At 71.3% G+C, this 15,762-nt stretch carries 15 protein-coding genes and 1 pseudogene; 10 read left to right on the plus strand and 6 right to left on the minus strand.

The genetic code is table 11. The features are described from left to right. Positions 1-30: 30 nt before the first annotated feature. From ftsL to ACNAYW_RS18415, 5 genes and pseudogenes are all read right to left on the minus strand, one after another. Positions 31-798 (minus strand): annotated as a pseudogene (gene ftsL, locus ACNAYW_RS24715) (cell division protein FtsL); the annotation flags it as partial. Further along, positions 795-1,802 carry a 16S rRNA (cytosine(1402)-N(4))-methyltransferase RsmH gene (rsmH, locus tag ACNAYW_RS18400; protein WP_415851107.1) on the minus strand — a complete coding sequence of 336 codons (1,008 nt, stop codon included), beginning with the start codon at positions 1,800-1,802 and terminating at the stop codon, positions 795-797. The gene rsmH and the pseudogene ftsL, both read right to left, overlap by 4 nt. A gap of 153 nt (positions 1,803-1,955) precedes the next feature. Then, entirely contained in the window at positions 1,956-2,387 is a 432-nt protein-coding gene (gene mraZ, locus ACNAYW_RS18405; protein ID WP_126197196.1) for a division/cell wall cluster transcriptional repressor MraZ, read from the minus strand. Between the two features lie 776 nt (positions 2,388-3,163). After that, positions 3,164-3,583, minus strand: a complete 420-nt coding sequence (locus tag ACNAYW_RS18410; protein WP_415851108.1) for a DUF3040 domain-containing protein — start codon at positions 3,581-3,583, stop codon at positions 3,164-3,166. Positions 3,584-3,689: 106 nt separating this feature from the next. Next, positions 3,690-4,103, minus strand: coding sequence for an SAV_6107 family HEPN domain-containing protein (locus ACNAYW_RS18415; protein ID WP_415851109.1), 414 nt, complete (start codon positions 4,101-4,103; stop codon positions 3,690-3,692). Between the two features lie 231 nt (positions 4,104-4,334). Between ACNAYW_RS18415 and ACNAYW_RS18420 the strand changes: the two genes are divergently transcribed. From ACNAYW_RS18420 to ACNAYW_RS18430, 3 genes are read left to right on the plus strand one after another with little or no spacing between them, the layout of a single operon-like run. Further along, complete coding sequence (locus ACNAYW_RS18420) at positions 4,335-4,949, plus strand: GNAT family N-acetyltransferase (protein WP_415851110.1); 615 nt, start codon at positions 4,335-4,337, stop codon at positions 4,947-4,949. After that, positions 4,946-6,517 (plus strand): phytoene desaturase family protein, encoded by a 1,572-nt coding sequence (locus ACNAYW_RS18425; protein WP_415851111.1) that lies wholly within the window; start codon positions 4,946-4,948, stop codon positions 6,515-6,517. The genes ACNAYW_RS18420 and ACNAYW_RS18425 overlap by 4 nt, the downstream gene beginning before the upstream one ends. Continuing rightward, positions 6,514-7,224 (plus strand): LppM family (lipo)protein, encoded by a 711-nt coding sequence (locus tag ACNAYW_RS18430; RefSeq protein ID WP_415851112.1) that lies wholly within the window; start codon positions 6,514-6,516, stop codon positions 7,222-7,224. Before ACNAYW_RS18425 ends, ACNAYW_RS18430 begins: the two co-directional genes overlap by 4 nt. On the opposite strand, the gene metF is transcribed toward ACNAYW_RS18430, so the two are convergent. Continuing rightward, entirely contained in the window at positions 7,221-8,093 is an 873-nt protein-coding gene (gene metF / locus ACNAYW_RS18435) for a methylenetetrahydrofolate reductase [NAD(P)H] (protein WP_415851164.1), read from the minus strand. The two genes, ACNAYW_RS18430 and metF, sit on opposite strands and share 4 nt — an antisense overlap. 84 nt (positions 8,094-8,177) lie before the next feature. Between metF and ACNAYW_RS18440 the strand changes: the two genes are divergently transcribed. From ACNAYW_RS18440 to ACNAYW_RS18470, 7 genes are all read left to right on the plus strand, one after another. After that, complete coding sequence (locus ACNAYW_RS18440; RefSeq protein ID WP_415851113.1) at positions 8,178-9,266, plus strand: polyprenyl synthetase family protein; 1,089 nt, start codon at positions 8,178-8,180, stop codon at positions 9,264-9,266. Between the two features lie 122 nt (positions 9,267-9,388). Then, positions 9,389-10,381: an ABC transporter substrate-binding protein gene (locus ACNAYW_RS18445; RefSeq protein WP_415851114.1), complete on the plus strand. Its 993-nt coding sequence runs from the start codon at positions 9,389-9,391 to the stop codon at positions 10,379-10,381. Between the two features lie 53 nt (positions 10,382-10,434). Beyond that, positions 10,435-11,400 (plus strand): ABC transporter permease, encoded by a 966-nt coding sequence (locus ACNAYW_RS18450; protein ID WP_415851165.1) that lies wholly within the window; start codon positions 10,435-10,437, stop codon positions 11,398-11,400. After that, positions 11,387-12,415 carry an iron chelate uptake ABC transporter family permease subunit gene (locus tag ACNAYW_RS18455; protein ID WP_415851115.1) on the plus strand — a complete coding sequence of 343 codons (1,029 nt, stop codon included), beginning with the start codon at positions 11,387-11,389 and terminating at the stop codon, positions 12,413-12,415. Before ACNAYW_RS18450 ends, ACNAYW_RS18455 begins: the two co-directional genes overlap by 14 nt. Further along, entirely contained in the window at positions 12,412-13,224 is an 813-nt protein-coding gene (locus ACNAYW_RS18460; protein ID WP_415851116.1) for an iron ABC transporter ATP-binding protein, read from the plus strand. The genes ACNAYW_RS18455 and ACNAYW_RS18460 overlap by 4 nt, the downstream gene beginning before the upstream one ends. 27 nt (positions 13,225-13,251) lie before the next feature. Beyond that, positions 13,252-14,760: an alpha-(1->6)-mannopyranosyltransferase A gene (locus ACNAYW_RS18465; protein WP_415851117.1), complete on the plus strand. Its 1,509-nt coding sequence runs from the start codon at positions 13,252-13,254 to the stop codon at positions 14,758-14,760. Between the two features lie 398 nt (positions 14,761-15,158). Beyond that, positions 15,159-15,719 (plus strand): LysR family transcriptional regulator, encoded by a 561-nt coding sequence (locus tag ACNAYW_RS18470; RefSeq protein WP_415851166.1) that lies wholly within the window; start codon positions 15,159-15,161, stop codon positions 15,717-15,719. The last annotated feature ends 43 nt before the right edge of the window (positions 15,720-15,762 follow it).

A 15,762-nucleotide genomic window follows, 5' to 3' on the forward strand; every position in this document is an offset into this window, starting at 1 on the left:
AGCCGGGGTCTGAGCGGGGGTCTGAGCGGNCGCCGACGGTGCGGGCGTCGGCGCGTTCACGACGGTCGGGCTGCCGGGGTTCATGGTGACCAATTGTTCCCCGCCCGCCGGCGCGGGCCCGGAATTCCCGGCGACCGGCGTGCCGGACCCGTCGGACGTCGCGCCGGTCGGGTCATCGGTGCGCTGCGCGGGCGGGTTGAGCGCGGGCTTGGCGGCGCCGGTGGCGGGCGCGGGCTTGCCGACCACGGCGACCTTGCCGCCCTCCTTGCCCACGAGGACCGGCACGGTGCCCGCAGGGATCATGCCGAGCGCAGTGGCGCGCTCGGCGAGGCCGGGAGCGCTCTCCCCCGACTTCACATCGCGCTCGAGCGCCGCCTTCTTCTCGGCGAGCGAGTTGTTCGCGGCCTCGCGGCGGGTCAGCTCGTAGGAGTTCTCGGCGCTGCCCGTCGACAGCCACAGCGTCATGCCCAGCCCGGCGCACACGAGGGCGATGAGGGCCAGCACGAAGGGCACCCGGCGCACCATGCCGGTGGGCCGGGGCAGGCGCGCGAGGAGGCCCTGCGAGGCGGCACCGTCGCGGTGCCGGCGCAGCGCGCGCTCGGCGGGCGTCTCCCGCAGGGTTCCGCCCGCTTCGAGGACGAGCTTCTGCTGTTCGAGGCGCTTCTGCCGGCGGTCGAGCGCCCGCTGCGCCGAGCTGGACCGGGGCCGCGAGGTATCGCGGTCGTCGCGGCGCGCGGGGGCCCGCCGGGTCCGGGTGTCCGGCGTCGACGGTGCCTGGGTCGCGTTCGGTGCGGTCATCGCGCGCTCCTCGTGCTGCGGGTCCGGTCGGTGGGGGTGTCGAGGCGGCGGGCCGCGCGCATGCGCACGGGCGCCGCCCGCTGGTTCTCCGCGATCTCGTCGTCGGTGGCGCGCTCGGCGCCGCGGGTGAGCAGTTCGAAGGTCGCGCCGGTGCCGGGCAGGTCGACGGGCAGCCCGGCGGGGGTGGTCGACCGGGTGCGCTCGGCGAGCGCGGCCTTGACGATGCGGTCCTCCAGCGACTGGTAACTGAGGAAGACGACGCGGCCGTCGGCCGCCAGCGCGTCGAGGCCCTGCGGGACCGCGGCCTCCAGCGAGGCGAGCTCGGCGTTGACCTCGATGCGCAGCGCCTGGAAGGTGCGCTTGGCGGGGTGCCCGCCGGTGCGGCGCGCGGGCGCGGGGATCGTGGCGTAGAGCAGCTCGACGAGGCGGCCGCTGGTGGTGAAGGGCTCCTTCTCGCGCTCCTTGAGCACGGCGGAGGCGATCTTGCCGGCGAACCGCTCGTCGCCGTAGCGCTGCAGGATCCGCGCGAGATCGCCGTGGGAGTAGGTGTTGAGCACGTCGGCCGCGGTGAGCGGGTCCTCCGCGTTCATCCGCATGTCCAGCGGCGCGTCGACCGAGTAGGCGAAGCCGCGCTCGACCCGGTCGAGCTGCATGGACGACACGCCGAGGTCGAACAGGATCGCATCGACGCCGGGGCCGCCGGAGGCGAGCGAGATGCCCAGCTCGTCGAGCGCGTCGGCCATGCCGTCGTAGCGGGTGTGCACGGGGATGAAGCGGTCGCCGAAGCGGGCCAGCCGTTCGCCGGCGATGGCGTGGGCGTCGGTGTCCCGGTCGAGGCCGACGACGCGGGCCTGCGGGAAGGATTCGAGGATGAGCTCGGAATGGCCGCCCGCGCCGAGCGTCGCGTCGACGTAGACGGCGCCGTCGTGCTGCAGGGCCGGGGCGAGGAGCTCACGCACGCGGTTCGCGAGAACCGGCACGTGGCCGAAGAACTCGTCGGACATGACTCCTCCAGGGCACACGATGGCGTTCGATGGTTACTGGCGGATGGAGCGGGGTCCCCGCCCGACCCGTACCTGGCGTTGGGGAAGTACGTCAGGGCCGGTTCGGGCGCAGGCCTCGGTCCACCTCGACCGGGCCGCGCGAGAGCGCGGTTGTCAGAAGATCGCCTTGAGCGATTCGGACTGCGGCTGCGCGTAGTCGTCTTCGTGCTGTGCCTGGTAGGCGTCCCACGCCTCCGCGTCCCAGATCTCCAGGAATCTCCTCGATCCGACGACGACGCATTCCTTGGTCAGGCCTGCGTAGCGACGGTGATCGGCCGAGAGCGAGATCCGACCCTGGGAGTCGGGGCGCTGGTCGTCCGAGCTGGCGAAGAAGTTGCGGTAGAAGGCGCGTCCCGCGGGGTCGGTCCATTCGATGGCATCCGCCTTCTCGGCGATGCGCTCGAACTCCGCCTTCGGGTACACCGTGAGGCTTCGATCCTGTCCTTTCGTGATCGTCAGCCCACCCGCGAGTTCCTCGCGGTACTTCGCGGGGAGGGTGAGCCGTCCCTTGTCATCGAGCTTCGGCGTGTAGGTACCCGTGAACATCACGGCCACCTCCCGCCTACCCCGAGGGGTTGTCACTGGATCGAGACTTCAGACTAGCGCGTCTTTCTCCAGTGCGCCCCACATTACCCCACCATTCACCACTTTCAACCACATCGATCCGCGTTTCGCGGCGTTTTCTCAGAGTTGTGGCAGGTCAGATGTGTGGCGAGAAGTGGGGGACGCGGCGCGCCGCGGCGTGGCGGACTTCGTCACACCTGCGGGCTTGTCTCGAGCGAACGCGACGGTTGGGACTCCTGAGGCGAATCGAGACACCGTCGGGCACGGCGTGGGGAGAAGTGGGGAACGAAGGTGGGGTGAAGTGGGGGCCCGCGAACCGCGGCCGCCGCGGCGGCGGGACAGGGGCGGCCGTCACGGTCGCTGAGTCGCGGGGCCGTGACGATGAGGTCGGCGGGCGCGGCCGGGCTCGCGGGCGCGGCCGGGCATCGCGGGCGCGGCCGGGCTCGCGGGCGCGGCCGGGCATCGCGGGCGCGGCAGACATCGCCCGCCGCAGCAGAGATCACCGGACGCCGCGGGAATCCGCGGGGCGACCGGCGATCGCCGGTGCGTCCGGCGATATCTGTGGGGAGCCGGCCCTCACCCGCGGGTGGCGCCGCTCCCCCGGCGCCTCACCGTCCGGCGCGCTCCGTCCTGCCGGCGCGCTCCGTCCTGCCGGCGCCGTGCCCCGCGCGACACCCCGGGACCGCGGTGGTTTTCGCTCACAGCGCAACGAAAAAGCCGCCGACCATCAGGTCGGCGGCTTCGTCAGCGCGAGAGTCTCACGGGAAGCGGCGGCGGAAGCGCTCCTCCATGCGGGAGACGAAGGACTGCCCGGATGCGCGGGCGCCACTGACACCACGGCCGCGCCCCGCCCGGGAGCGCACCGATCCGTCCTCTTCGACGGTGCCGCGCGGGCCCTTGGCGGCGGGACCGGACCACAGCGCGTAGATCACGGAACCGAACATCAACAGGAAACCGACGAGGCCGACGATCACGGTGTACTCGACCTTGCCCAGCAGCATCCCGGCGATGAGCAGCATCAATCCGACCGCGAAGCCGATCGCTGCGATGACGCGGCGCTTACCCGAAGCGCCGCCGAACCGTCCGCCTCGTACGTTCGACGCGAACTTCGGATCCTCGGCGTACAGCGCGCTCTCGATCTGGTCGAGCATGCGCTGCTCGTGCTCGGAGAGTGGCACGTTCCCCTCCTTCAGCACTCATGGGGTCCAACTCCTCTCTTCATGATACGAGGCTTGCGACCCGACGACCACCATCCGTCGAAGAATGAGTGTTCGCTGTGAGAAATCATGCAGCCCGGCACAGATCCGCTTCGACGGAATTCAGGAAGGTCTGCACACGAGCGTGCAGAACGGCGACGTCCTCGGCGTTCACCGCGCGCGCCGTGGTCTCGAGCGCCGCGACCACGCCCGAGACCGACGTGAAGTACGCGACCCACTCCGCGTACCCCGGCGCGGCCTTGGCGAGCCGCAGCCACGCATTGCGCGTGGGGCGCCGCACACCGGTCTCCCGCTCGGCCAGGAGGGCGGCCGCGCCGCGCAGTGCGGCGTGGTAGATCTCGCGGTACTGGTCGGCGGGCGCGGGCGAGCCGCCGGCGCGGGCGAGGAACTGATCCGCACGGTCGAGGATGCGCGCCGCGCCCGACTCGCCCATGCGACGCCCGGAACCGACGTGACCGATCCGTGTCTTCGATTCGACCATGACCTTCCTCCTGCTCCGTGGGCCTCTCGCCCTGTTACTCCGTGTTGTACCGGACGGGACTGACACGTAACGCTTCCCTCGTTCCGCGCCAGCCCCGCCCGGCGGCCGGGATCGGCGATCGAAGCCCCGGCGCCAGAACATGCGCGCCAATCCGATGGCCCGTGATCGAACAATCATTCGATCACTTCTAATATAGCGTGAGTGTGCGAGACGTCAAGGGAGAGGAAGTCCGTGACCGCAGTGCCCACGCAGCAACCACGGATCCACGCCCTGTCGCCGCAGGACGCGACGCTCTGGCTGCCCGCCGCCCTGCAGATCTACGTGGCGGCGATGGAGTACCCCGCGGGCACCGAGTCGCACCGGCTACCCATGTGGCGCGAGCACCTGAACCGGCCCGGCTACGCCGCCTTCGGCGCCGTCCAGGCCCTCCGCACCGACGACGGCCGCATGGTCGATCACCTCGTGGGCATCGCCTACGGCTACAGCGGCGCCGGCGATCAGTGGTGGAACCGCCAGCTCCGCGTGGGATTGGGCCGCCGCGGGCTGCGACAGGAGCAGATCGAGGCCGTGGCCGCCGACTACTTCGAGCTCACCGAACTGCACGTGCATCCCGCGGCCCAGGGGCACGGCGTGGGCTCGGCGCTGCTCGGCGCCCTGCTCACCGACCGCCCCGAGCCGCGTGTGCTGCTCTCCACCCCGGAGGTGGCCGCCGAGCAGAACCGCGCGTGGCGGCTGTACCGCCGCACCGGCTTCTACGACGTGCTCCGCGACTTCCGCTTCTCCGGCGACCCGCGCCCCTTCGCCGTCCTCGGCCACGACCTGCCCTTCGTCCCGCCCGCGCCGTGATCGACGTCGCGGTCGTCGGGTCCGGCCACAACGCGCTGGTCGGCGCCGCGTACCTCGCGGCGCAGGGCCGGTCCGTCACGGTCTTCGAGGCCGACACCGTGCCGGGCGGGGCGGTCAGCACCGTCGAACGGTTCCCGGGCTACCGCGTGGACCGCGGCTCGTCGGCGCACCTGATGTTCCGGCACACCGGAATCGCGGAGGAGCTCGACCTCGCGGCACACGGCCTGCGCTACCTCGAGTGCGACCCGTGGGCGTTCGCGCCCGCTCCGCCCGGGTCGTCGGCGCCGCCCCTCGTCTTCCGGAAGGACCTCGACGCCACCGCCGCGTCGATCGCCGCGGCCTGCGGGGCCCGCGAGGCGGCGGCCTACCGCCGGTTCGTCGCGGAGTGGACTCCCCGCGCGGAGGCGACCATGGCCGCCTTCGGCTCCTCCCCCAGCGCGCCGCGGCTCGGCCGCGCCTTCTGGCCCACGAAGGGGCGCGCGAGCCTCACGCAGATGTCGCGCACCTACCTCGCCTCGGGCGATCAACTGCTCGACGAGTACTTCGACGACGAGCGACTCAAGGCCGCCCTCGCCTGGTTCGGCGCGCAGTCCGGCCCCGCGATGAGCGAGCCCGGCACCGCGCCCATGGTCGGCTTCGCGGCCCTCATGCACGTCCTCCCGCCGGGGCGCGCGGTCGGCGGCAGCGGGGCGCTCACCACCGCGCTCCTCTCCCGTCTCAGCTCCGACGGCGGCACCGTCGCCCTCGGAACTCCCGTCGGGGCGCTGCGCCGGTCCGGTCGGGGGTGGGACGTCACCGTCGCCTCGCCCGACGGTGACCGCACCGTCCGGGCCCGCACCGTGCTCGCGGGGTGCCATGTACTGACCACGCTGGACCTGCTGGAACGCGGCGGCTACGACGCCGCCCGGATCGCCGGCTGGCGCCGCCGCATCCAGGTCGGCCCCGGCGTGGGGATGGTGCTGCGGCTGGGCACCACCGCGGCGCCCGCCTTCGACGGGGTGCCGCTCGCCGATCAGTCCGGACTGGGCCTGCTCGTCGCCGACCGCGGCCACCTGGCCCGGGCGCGCGGCGACATGCTGGCCGGCGACGCGCCCCGGCGGCCCGCGGTGCTGGCGATGACCTTCTCCGGTCTGGACCCGACGATCGCGCCGGACGGGCGCCACAACACCACACTGTGGGCGCAGTGGTACCCGTACGCGCTGCGCGCCCCGCACGACTGGGCTGCGGTCGCGGAGGCGGAGGCCGACCGGATCGTCGCGGAGACGCAGCGCTGGGCGCCCGGGTTCGCGGAGTCGATCGAGCGGCGGTTCGTGCAGACTCCGGCGAGCCTCGAGTCCGAGCTGGGACTGCGCGGCGGGAACGTCATGCACGTCGAGATGGCGCTGCACAACATGCTGCTGTTCCGGCCGGACCCGGACCTGGCCGGCGGCCGCGTGCCGGGTGCGCCGGGCCTGGCGCTCGCGGGTGCGTCGATGCATCCCGGGGGCGGCGTGAACGGATCGAGCGGGCGGATCGCGGCGCGGCTGCTCGCCCGCGACCTGGGACACCTGGCACGATGGCGATCGTGATTCTCCGAAGGATGCTCGCGGCGGTGGCGGTCCTGCTGCTGGTCGCCGCCCCCGCCGCGTGCTCGAGCCCGGGCCCGGGCGACCGGATGTCCGGCAAGATCGTCGCCGCGCAGACCCCGTCGTCGAACCCGCAGGGCCCGCAGATCGCGGCGCCCGGCGAGCTGAAGGGCCTCGCGGAGGTCAAGCCGTACGACTCGAACGGCAAAGTCGGCACGCAGATGATCTTCCAGAACATCACCTTCGGCCAGTTCAACCAAGTGGGCGACGTGGTCTCGCAGGCGTTCGACACCTCGGCGGCGTCGATCAAGATGCGGGTGCAGCGCACCGGCGGCACCGTGATCCTCTCCGGCACGGCCGACCTGTCGTCGCTGGCTCCGAACTCCGCGGTCATCGTGGTCTCGCTGCAGTTCCCCGGCCCGGTGACCGCCACCAACGGTCAGCAGGAGGCCGACGATCTGGTGACCTGGACGCTCAACGCCGGTACCTCCGCGGCACTGACGTCCGAGGCCGAGTACGCGGACCCGTCGATCGCGTCGTTCACGCGATGGGCGTGGATCACCGCCCTGGTCTCGTTCCTCGCCGCCGCGATCGTCGCCGGCGCCGCCTACGTGCGCCGGGACCGCAGCCCGAAGCCGGGACAGGAGTCGGCCGAGCCGGAATCCCTCGTCGAGCTGCCGCAGTGGCTGCGGGAGAAGCTGAAGCGCTAGACGCCGACCGGCAGCATCCCGAGGTTCTCGAGCACCTCCGAGGTGGCCTTGGCGAAGTTCAGCGTGCAGAAGTGCAGCGCCGGAGCGCCTTCGGCGATGAGCCGCTCCCCCATCCGGGTGGCGATGTCGATGCCGGCGGCCCGGACGGCAGCGCGGTTCTCCTCGGGCCCGTCGCCCGCGGCGGCGCGCAGCTCGGCGCGCATCGACTCGGGGATCTTCGCGTTCGACAGCTCGGCCATGCGGACCACCGACTTCAGCGAGGTGATCGGCATGATCCCCGGGATCAGCGGCTTGGCGCCCTGCTCGGGATCGGCGGCCACCACGGCGTCGCGCAGTCGCAGGTAGTCGTCGACGTCGAAGAACATCTGGGTGATCGAGTAGTCGGCGCCGGCCCGCAGCTTGTTCGCGAAGTACCGCACGTCGGTGTCCAGGTCGGGCGAGCGGTGGTGCCCCTCGGGGAAGGCGGCCACGCCCACGTGGAAGTCGCCCAGCTCGCGCACCAGCTCGACGACCTCGCTGGCGTACTTGAGGCCCTCGGGGTGCCGCACCCACTTGCCCATCGGGTCGCCCGGCGGGTCACCGCGCAGCACCAGCACGTTGCGCACGTCCTGGTCCGCGTACGAGCCCATGAGGGCGCGCAGTTCCGAGATGCTGTGGTTGACCGCGGTCAGGTGGGCCACCGGCAGCAGCGTGGTGGTCTCGGCGATCTCGCCGGTCACCCGGACGGTGCGATCGCGCGTCGACCCGCCCGCGCCGTACGTCATGGAGACGAACGCGGGGTCCATCCGCTCGAACGTGCGGACGGCGCGCCACAGCCGGGCCTCGCCCTCCTCGTCGCGCGGCGGCATGAACTCGACCGAGAACGGCATTCGGCCGCTCGCGCGCACGGCGTCGAGACGGTCGAGGACGGTCCGGCTTTGTTCACTCACACCTATGAGAATAGATTTCCAGGTATGACGCTGCCCGTCGCCCCGCCCCAGACCTCCCTCACGGACATCGCGGCGGCCGTGCAGCCGACCCTCGAATCCTTCCTCGATGAGCGCCGTGACCTGGTCGAACCCGTCGGTCCGGTGTTCGCGGAGGCCACCGCGGGACTGGAGCGCTTCGTTTTGCGCGGCGGTAAGCGTATTCGCCCCGCCTTCGCCTGGGCGGGGTGGCTGGCGGGCGGCGGCGAGGCCGACGGGGACGTCGCCCGGGCAGCACTGCGGGCCTGTTCCTCGCTGGAGTTCGTGCAGGCGTGCGCCCTCATCCACGACGACATCATCGACGCGTCCCTGACCCGCCGGGGCTTCCCGACCACGCACCGCGAGTTCGCGCAGCTGCACGCCGAGCGCGGCTGGTCGGGCTCGCCGGAGAAGTTCGGCGAGGCGACGGCGATCCTGCTGGGCGATCTCGCGCTGGCGTGGGCCGACGACATGTTCCTCGGCGCGGGCCTGGCGCCCGAGCGCTACCTGCGGGCCGCGCGCGCGTGGGCGGCCATGCGCACCGAGGTGCTGGGCGGCCAGCTGTTGGACATCGTGAGCGAGGCCTCCCGCGACGAGTCGGAGGAGGCCGCCGAGCGCGTGGTGCGGTTCAAGACGGCGGGCTACACGGTGGAGCGGCCGCTGCACGTGGGTGCGGCGCTGGCCGGCGCGCCCGACGCGGCGATCGCGGCGCTGCGGGAGATCGGGGTGGACCTGGGCGTCGCCTTCCAACTGCGCGACGACCTGCTGGGAGCCTTCGGCGACCCGGCCGTCACCGGCAAGCCCTCGGGCGACGACCTGCGCTCCGGCAAGCACACCCCCATGCTCGCGCACGCCCTCGCGACCGGCGGCGCCGCCGCGGCCGAGCTGCGCGGGCTCGTCGGCACCGACCTCGACGACGCGGGCGTCGAGCGCGCCCGCGCCGCCCTGCGGGAGACGGGAGCACCGTCGGCCATGCAGACCCGCGTCGAGGAGCTCACCGCGCGGGCCACGTCCGCGATCGACGAGGCCCCCATCGCCGACGGTGCGCGACCCGTCCTCGCCGGACTCGCAGCGGTCCTCGTGGACCGCGCGGCCTGATTCCGATCAGGAGAGTTAGGCAAACCTAGCCACCCCTGGGTATGGTTCCGTTTACCTAAGCCTCTTTACCCATGGCTTACGGTGCCCGTCTTGAAGCAAGAGCGAGAAGGAGTCACCCCGCAATGTTCACCCGCTTCCGCAAGGCCGCGCCCGTCGCGGCCGCGCTGATGGCGACCGGCCTCGTCTTCGCCGGCTGCTCCACCACCAGCGCCGACGAGGACAAGCCCGCCAGCGGCGAGAAGATCACCGTCAGCACCAACAAGGGCGAGGTGCAGGTCCCCAAGAACCCGAAGCGGGTCGTGGTCCTCGACAACACGAGCGCCGAGACCGTCAAGGCGATGGGCATCACCCCGGTGGCGATCCCCAAGGGCCTGTTCGCCAAGAGCGTCCTGGGTGACTGGATCGACAACGCGGACGTCAAGGACACCGGCACCCACGCGGAGCCGAAGCTGGACGTCATCGAGGACGTCAAGCCCGACCTCATCATCGGCGGCTACCGGTTCGCCAAGGCCGAGGGCGACATCAAGAAGATCGCCGAGAAGACCGGCGCCGCCTTCATCGACATCGCCGCCGAGGACGGTGCGCCCAAGGGCCGCGTCGAGACCATGCGGGATTCGACGATCACCCTGGGCAAGATCTTCGGCAAGGACGAGCAGGCCAAGCAGATCGTCGCCGACTTCGACAAGAGCCTCGACGCGGCGAAGGCGCAGGCCACCGGCCAGAGCGTCTTCCTCTCGATCGTCAACGGCGGCAAGATCGACAACGGCGCCAAGCGCATGCAGCCGTTCGTCGCGCCGCTGAACGTCAAGGACGTCTTCGGCGGCCAGGCCGGCGACCACCACACCAACTCCGGCCTGACGCCGGAGGCCATCGCGCAGGCGAACCCGCAGTGGGTCATCGTCATGGACCGCGACGCCGCCGTCGCGCCGACCGACGGCAGCACGCCGCGGCCGGCCGCCGAGACCTTCAAGGCCCAGCAGGCGTTCGCCAATGTCGAGTTCCAGCAGAAGGACCGGATCTTCTACCTGGACAACGACTTCTACATCCGCGAGGGCATCCAGGACTACGGCGAGAACTACGCCAAGCTCGCTGAGGCCTTCGCCGCCAAGAAGTGACGACGACCGACACCGATGCACCGCCCCAGGCGGGTCCCCGGAAGGGGGCCCGCCTGGGTCGCGTCGCGCTCCCCCTCCTCGCACTCGCCTGCGTGGCGCTGCTGTTCGCCTCGCTGATGACCGGCGAGTACCACATCACCCTCGCCGGACTCCTGGCCGGCGACGAGGAGATGTGGCGGATGTTCTTCATCTCCCGCGTTCCCCGCACGGCCGCATTGGTCTTCGCCGGCCTCGCGATGAGCTTCTCCGGCGTCATCATGCAGCGGCTCACCCAGAACCGGTTCGTCGAGCCGACGACGGCCGGCACCGCCGAGTGGGCGGGCCTGGGCGTGCTGCTGTGCATGCTCTACATCCCCGGGGCCTCGCCGATGGTGCGGATGGTCGCCGCGACCGCGACCGCCTTCCTGGGCACGATGATCTTCCTGGGCTTCATCTCCCGGATCCGCGCCCGCCGCTCCGCGATCGTGCCGCTCGTGGGCCTCATGCTCGGCGCCGTCGTCCAGGCCGTCACCACCTACCTCGCGATCGGCGCCAATCTGCTGCAGGCCGTGGTGAGCTGGCGCTCGGGCGGTTTCGCGCACATCGTCCGCGGCTTCTACGAGCCGCTGTGGGCCGTCGCGATCATCGCCGTGGCCACCTTCCTCCTGGCGAACTACTTCACCATCGCCGGGCTCGGCAAGGACGTCGCGACATCGCTCGGCCTGCGCTACGGCCTCACGATGGGCATCGGCGTCACCATGGTGGCGCTGGCCTCCGGCGTCACCAGCGTCGTCGTCGGCTTCATCCCGTTCCTCGGCCTCGTGGTGCCGAACATCATCAGCGCGCTGCGCGGCGACGACGTGCGCAGCGGGCTCCCGTGGGTCGCGGTGCTGGCCACCGCGCTCATCGTGGGCTGCGACCTGATCGGCCGGGTGGTGGTGCGGCCCATGGAGATCCCCGTATCGGTGATCATGGGCGTGGTCGGCGCCGTCACCTTCCTCGCGATCCTGCTGACGAGGAGGAACCGTGTCGCTCTCTGAGGCAACTTCGGCGCCCGCCCTGAGCGGGCGGACGAGCCGGATCGGCTGGCGCGCCCGCATGGCGATCGCCGCGACGCTCGCGGCGGCCTGCCTGGCCGTGTACCTGCTCATGCGCACCGGCGCGGATGACGTGCTGCGCTGGGACTTCCAGTTCGGCCTGTCCTTCGAACGGCGCCTGCGGACCGCCACCGCGATCCTCATCGCCGCCTTCTGCGGCGCCCTGTCGACGGTGCTCTTCCACACCGTGACGCACAACCGGATCCTGACGCCGCAGATCATCGGCCTGGACTCGCTGTACGTGCTGATCCAGACCGTGGGCGTGTACATCGTGGGCGGCCGGTTCGTCGACAACGGGGACTCGGTGCCGCAGTTCGTCGCCCAGACCGCGGCGATGGTGATGTTCGCCGCCGTGCTCTACGGCTGGCTGTTCTCGGGCCGCTTCGCGAGCCTGTTCCTGCTGCTGCTCGCCGGCGTCGTGCTGGGCCTGGCCTTCCGGGCGTTCTCCGAGTTCCTGCAACGCCTGCTCTCCCCCACCGAGTTCGACGCGCTGTCGATCAAGCTGTACGGCCGGCTCACCGCGGTGAACGCCGACCTGCTGCCGATCGCCGCCGTCACGTGCATCGTGGTGGGCGTCATCGTCTGGCGGCGGCGCCGCGTGCTCGACGTGCTGCTGCTCGGCCGCGATCCCGCGATGGGCCTCGGCGTGAACCACCAGCGCGAGCTCACGTTCGCGCTGGTCCTCATCGCGGTGCTCGTCTCGATCAGCACCGCCCTCGTGGGGCCGATGATGTTCTTCGGCTTCATCATCGCCACGCTCGCCTACCAGCTGGCGGGCGACTGGCGGCACCGCGCGACACTGCCGATGGCCTTCCTGATCGGCGTGATCATGCTGGCCGGCGGGCAGTTCATCCTGCACAACATCTTCTACGCCAACGGGATGCTCACGGTGATCATCGAGTTCGTCGGCGGAATCCTGTTCCTCGCCATGCTGTTCCGCCGAAGGGGGACCATGTGAACCACAGCGTGCAAGACACCACCACCTCGACCGGCACCGTGCCCGCGATCGCGTTCACGGACCTGACCAAGAAGTACGCCGAGACCGTCGTGCTGGGTCCCGTCTCCGGTGAGTTCACCCGCGGCGGCGTCACGGCGCTCGTCGGGCCGAACGGCGCCGGCAAATCGACGCTGCTCACCATCCTGGGCCGCCTCCTGACGCAGGATTCGGGCACGGCCCTGCTCGAGGGGACCGACATCCGCGCGATGAAGCCGACGGAGGTGGCGCGCAGGCTCGCCATCCTCCGGCAGGAGAACGGGGTCAACGCCCGCCTGACGGTGCGCGACCTCGTCGCCTTCGGCCGCTTCCCCCACAGCCGCGGACGGATGACCGCCGAGGACGTGCGGCACGTCGACGAGGCCCTGGGCTTCCTCGGACTGACGGAGCTCTCCGACCGGTTCCTCGACGAGCTCTCCGGCGGGCAGCGCCAGCGCGCCTACGTGGCGATGACGCTGGCCCAGGACACCGACGTGATCCTGCTGGACGAGCCGCTCAACAACCTCGACATGCGGCACCAGGTGAGCATGATGCGCCGGCTGCGCCGCGCGGCGGACGAGCTGGGCAAGACGATCATCCTGGTGGTGCACGACCTGAACTTCGCCGCCGCGTACTCGGACCGCATCGTGGCGCTGAAGAACGGCACGATCGCGGCGTCGGGCGCACCGTCGGAGATCATGACCGGCGAGCTGCTCACCGAGATCTTCGAGACCCCCGTCGCAGTGCACGTCCTCGAGGGCGGCCCGGTGGCCGTGTATGCGGGGCTGGCTTGACGGTGCGCGCCGCCTAGACTGGCGGGGATGTCCGGATCAGTTCAGTCCGCGCTGCGCGGCTACAGCACGTTCCTGCGCTCACCCGACGGGCGCCCCGCCCTGCTCGGGCTGCTCGGCGCCGTCCTGACCACGCTGGGCAGCTTCGGCGCGGGCGCGATCCGCGTGCACGACACCACGCTCGAGGCGGCGCACCTGTCGTGGCTGCGCTTCGGGCACGGACTGGTACTCAGCTCGATCCTGTTCTGGACGGGGATCGCCCTGCTGGTGATCGCGTGGATCCGGCTGGGCCGCGCCGCGCTCGGCGGGCGGCTCGAGGTCTCGCAGGTCGCCGGCACCGTCGCCCTGTGGATCGCGCCCCTGCTCGTGGCCGTGCCCCTGTACTCGCGCGACGCCTACTCCTACCTCGCGCAGGGCGCACTGCTGCGCGACGGCTTCGACCCCTACGTCGACGGCCCCGTCGTCAATCCGAACGGCCTGCTCGACGACGTGAGCGGCATCTGGACCACGACGACCGCGCCCTACGGCCCGCTGTTCATCCTCATCGCGAAATGGATCACGCAGCTGTGCGGCGACAACGTGCTCGCCGGCGTCATCGCGCTGCGCCTGGCGATGCTGCCGGGCATCGCGCTCTCGGTGTGGGGCGTGGCGAAGCTGGCCCGGCACTTCGGTGCGAAGCCGGCCGTCTCGCTGTGGTTCGCGGTGCTCAACCCGCTGGTGATCGTCCACCTCGTGGGCGGCGTGCACAACGAGGCGCTCATGGTGGGCCTCATGGTGGCGGGCATCGCGATGGTGCTCGATCGGCAGCACCTGTTCGGGGTCGCGGTGATCGTGACCGCGGTCGCCGTCAAGGGCACCGCGGCGATCGCGCTGCCCTTCGTGGTGTGGATCTGGTACCACCACCGGCGCGAGGCGAATCCGCAGGAGTCCGCGCCGAAGGCCTTCGGCACGGTGCTGGCCGCGTCGATCGGCGCCTTCGTCGCGCTGTTCGCGGCGTTCTCACTCGTCGCGGGCGTGGGCCTGGGCTGGACCACGGCGCTCGCCGGGTCGATCAAGATCATCAACTACATCACGCTGCCGACGGCGATCGCGCAGATCACGGCCTTCCTCGCGGCCCCCTTCACCGACCTGCACCTGGCGCCGATCCTCGTGGTGACCCGCGCGCTGGGCATCGCGCTGCTCGCGATCACGCTGGTCGTGCTGTGGTGGCGGTTCCGGCAGAACGAGCGCCGCAACGTGATGGGCATCCTGCTGGGCCTGCTGGCCGTGTGCGTGCTCTCCCCCGCGTCCCTGCCCTGGTACTACACCTGGCCCCTGGCCGTGGCGGGCGCGTTCACCTGGTCGCGGCGCACGCTGGCGATCATCGCGGGCCTGTCGGTGTGGCTCATGGTGGTCTTCATGCCGACCGGCTCGATCGGCCTGTACTCGCTGTGGAACGTCGCGCTGGCAGTGGCACTGGGCGCGCTGGCCGGCTGGTCGCTGCTCGGCCCGGACCCGCTCAAGGTGCGGCCGAAGCTCGGCCTGGCGCCCGCGGTGTAGGCGGGACCTCCCAGAGAGCGCACGGCAGGTCGGGGAACGGGCCTCCACCTCCTCCGCCGGAAGATTCCTCCGCCGGAAGAAGCGGTGTGTCGCATCGAACGGGTTATGCAGTTCCGGCATACCGCGAATGCGCAAGTCAGAGCGTCGCAACGACGGGCGGCTATGCGGATTCGGCATAACGGGCATCGCTCGGCGCTCCGGGCACGGCACCGTCGGTCATCCCGGCCGACGCGCGACACCGTCGACCACTCCGGCAATCACGCGGTGGTCGGGCGCCGACCGTCTCCGCACTGCCGGACCCACCATCGACTCCACATGTCGGTGCCCGGAGCTACCGTCCGGGCATGTCGGATATCGAGCGGTTCCGGGTGGTCGCGACGCTGGCCCGCACGCGCAGCATGAACACGGCGGCGCGCGCCCACGGGATCGCGCAGTCCACCGTCACGCGGTACGTCGCCGCGACCGAGCGCGAGCTGGGATTCGCGCTGTTCGAGCGCGGGCCCGGCGGCGCTTCCCCGGCCCCCGCCGGGTTGCCGGCCCTCGCCGTCATCGAACGGATCGTGGCGGAACTCGATCAGTTGGACGCGCTGAGCGGCGCGGCGGAGCAGTCCGTCACGATCAGCCGCACCGCGGAGATCGGCCTGCCCGACCATCTGGAGGGCAAGGTCGCGCGATGGAACCCGGGAACACGAGCTGCAGATCCACCAGGTCATCGTCGAGGACCCGGTCGCGGCGCTGCGCTCCGGCGAGTCCGATCTCGCCGTCGCCCTGGTGACGGGGCCGCGCCTCGAGGGGTTCGAGACCGTTCCGGTGCGGGTGTGGTCGCGGGGCCGGCGGGTCGAACTCCTGAACCGGCCGGACGTGCGGTCGCAGGCGCGCGCGGTGGTCGACCACCTGTCGTAGCCCGCGCAGGAGGTATGCGGAATCGACATACCCCTGCACCGAGAAAACCACCCTGAAATGCACATACTCAGCTATGCGATATCCGCATACCCTGCACGC

Origin of the sequence: Tsukamurella ocularis (assembly GCF_965138335.1) — a bacterium.
In the GTDB taxonomy this organism is placed as follows: Bacteria; Actinomycetota; Actinomycetes; order Mycobacteriales; family Mycobacteriaceae; genus Tsukamurella; species Tsukamurella ocularis_A.

Bases quoted from the DNA above. Each gene is read 5' to 3' on its own strand.
- rsmH (WP_415851107.1), bottom strand. From the start codon at position 1,802: ATGTCCGACGAGTTCTTCGGCCACGTGCCGGTTCTCGCGAACCGCGTG.
- mraZ (WP_126197196.1), bottom strand. From the start codon at position 2,387: ATGTTCACGGGTACCTACACGCCGAAGCTCGATGACAAGGGACGGCTC.
- ACNAYW_RS18415 (WP_415851109.1), bottom strand. From the start codon at position 4,103: ATGGTCGAATCGAAGACACGGATCGGTCACGTCGGTTCCGGGCGTCGC.
- metF (WP_415851164.1), bottom strand. From the start codon at position 8,093: ATGCCGTTCTCGGTCGAGTTCATGCCGCCGCGCGACGAGGAGGGCGAG.
- ACNAYW_RS18440 (WP_415851113.1), top strand. From the start codon at position 8,178: ATGACGCTGCCCGTCGCCCCGCCCCAGACCTCCCTCACGGACATCGCG.
- ACNAYW_RS18445 (WP_415851114.1), top strand. From the start codon at position 9,389: ATGTTCACCCGCTTCCGCAAGGCCGCGCCCGTCGCGGCCGCGCTGATG.
- ACNAYW_RS18465 (WP_415851117.1), top strand. From the start codon at position 13,252: ATGTCCGGATCAGTTCAGTCCGCGCTGCGCGGCTACAGCACGTTCCTG.
- ACNAYW_RS18470 (WP_415851166.1), top strand. From the start codon at position 15,159: ATGAACACGGCGGCGCGCGCCCACGGGATCGCGCAGTCCACCGTCACG.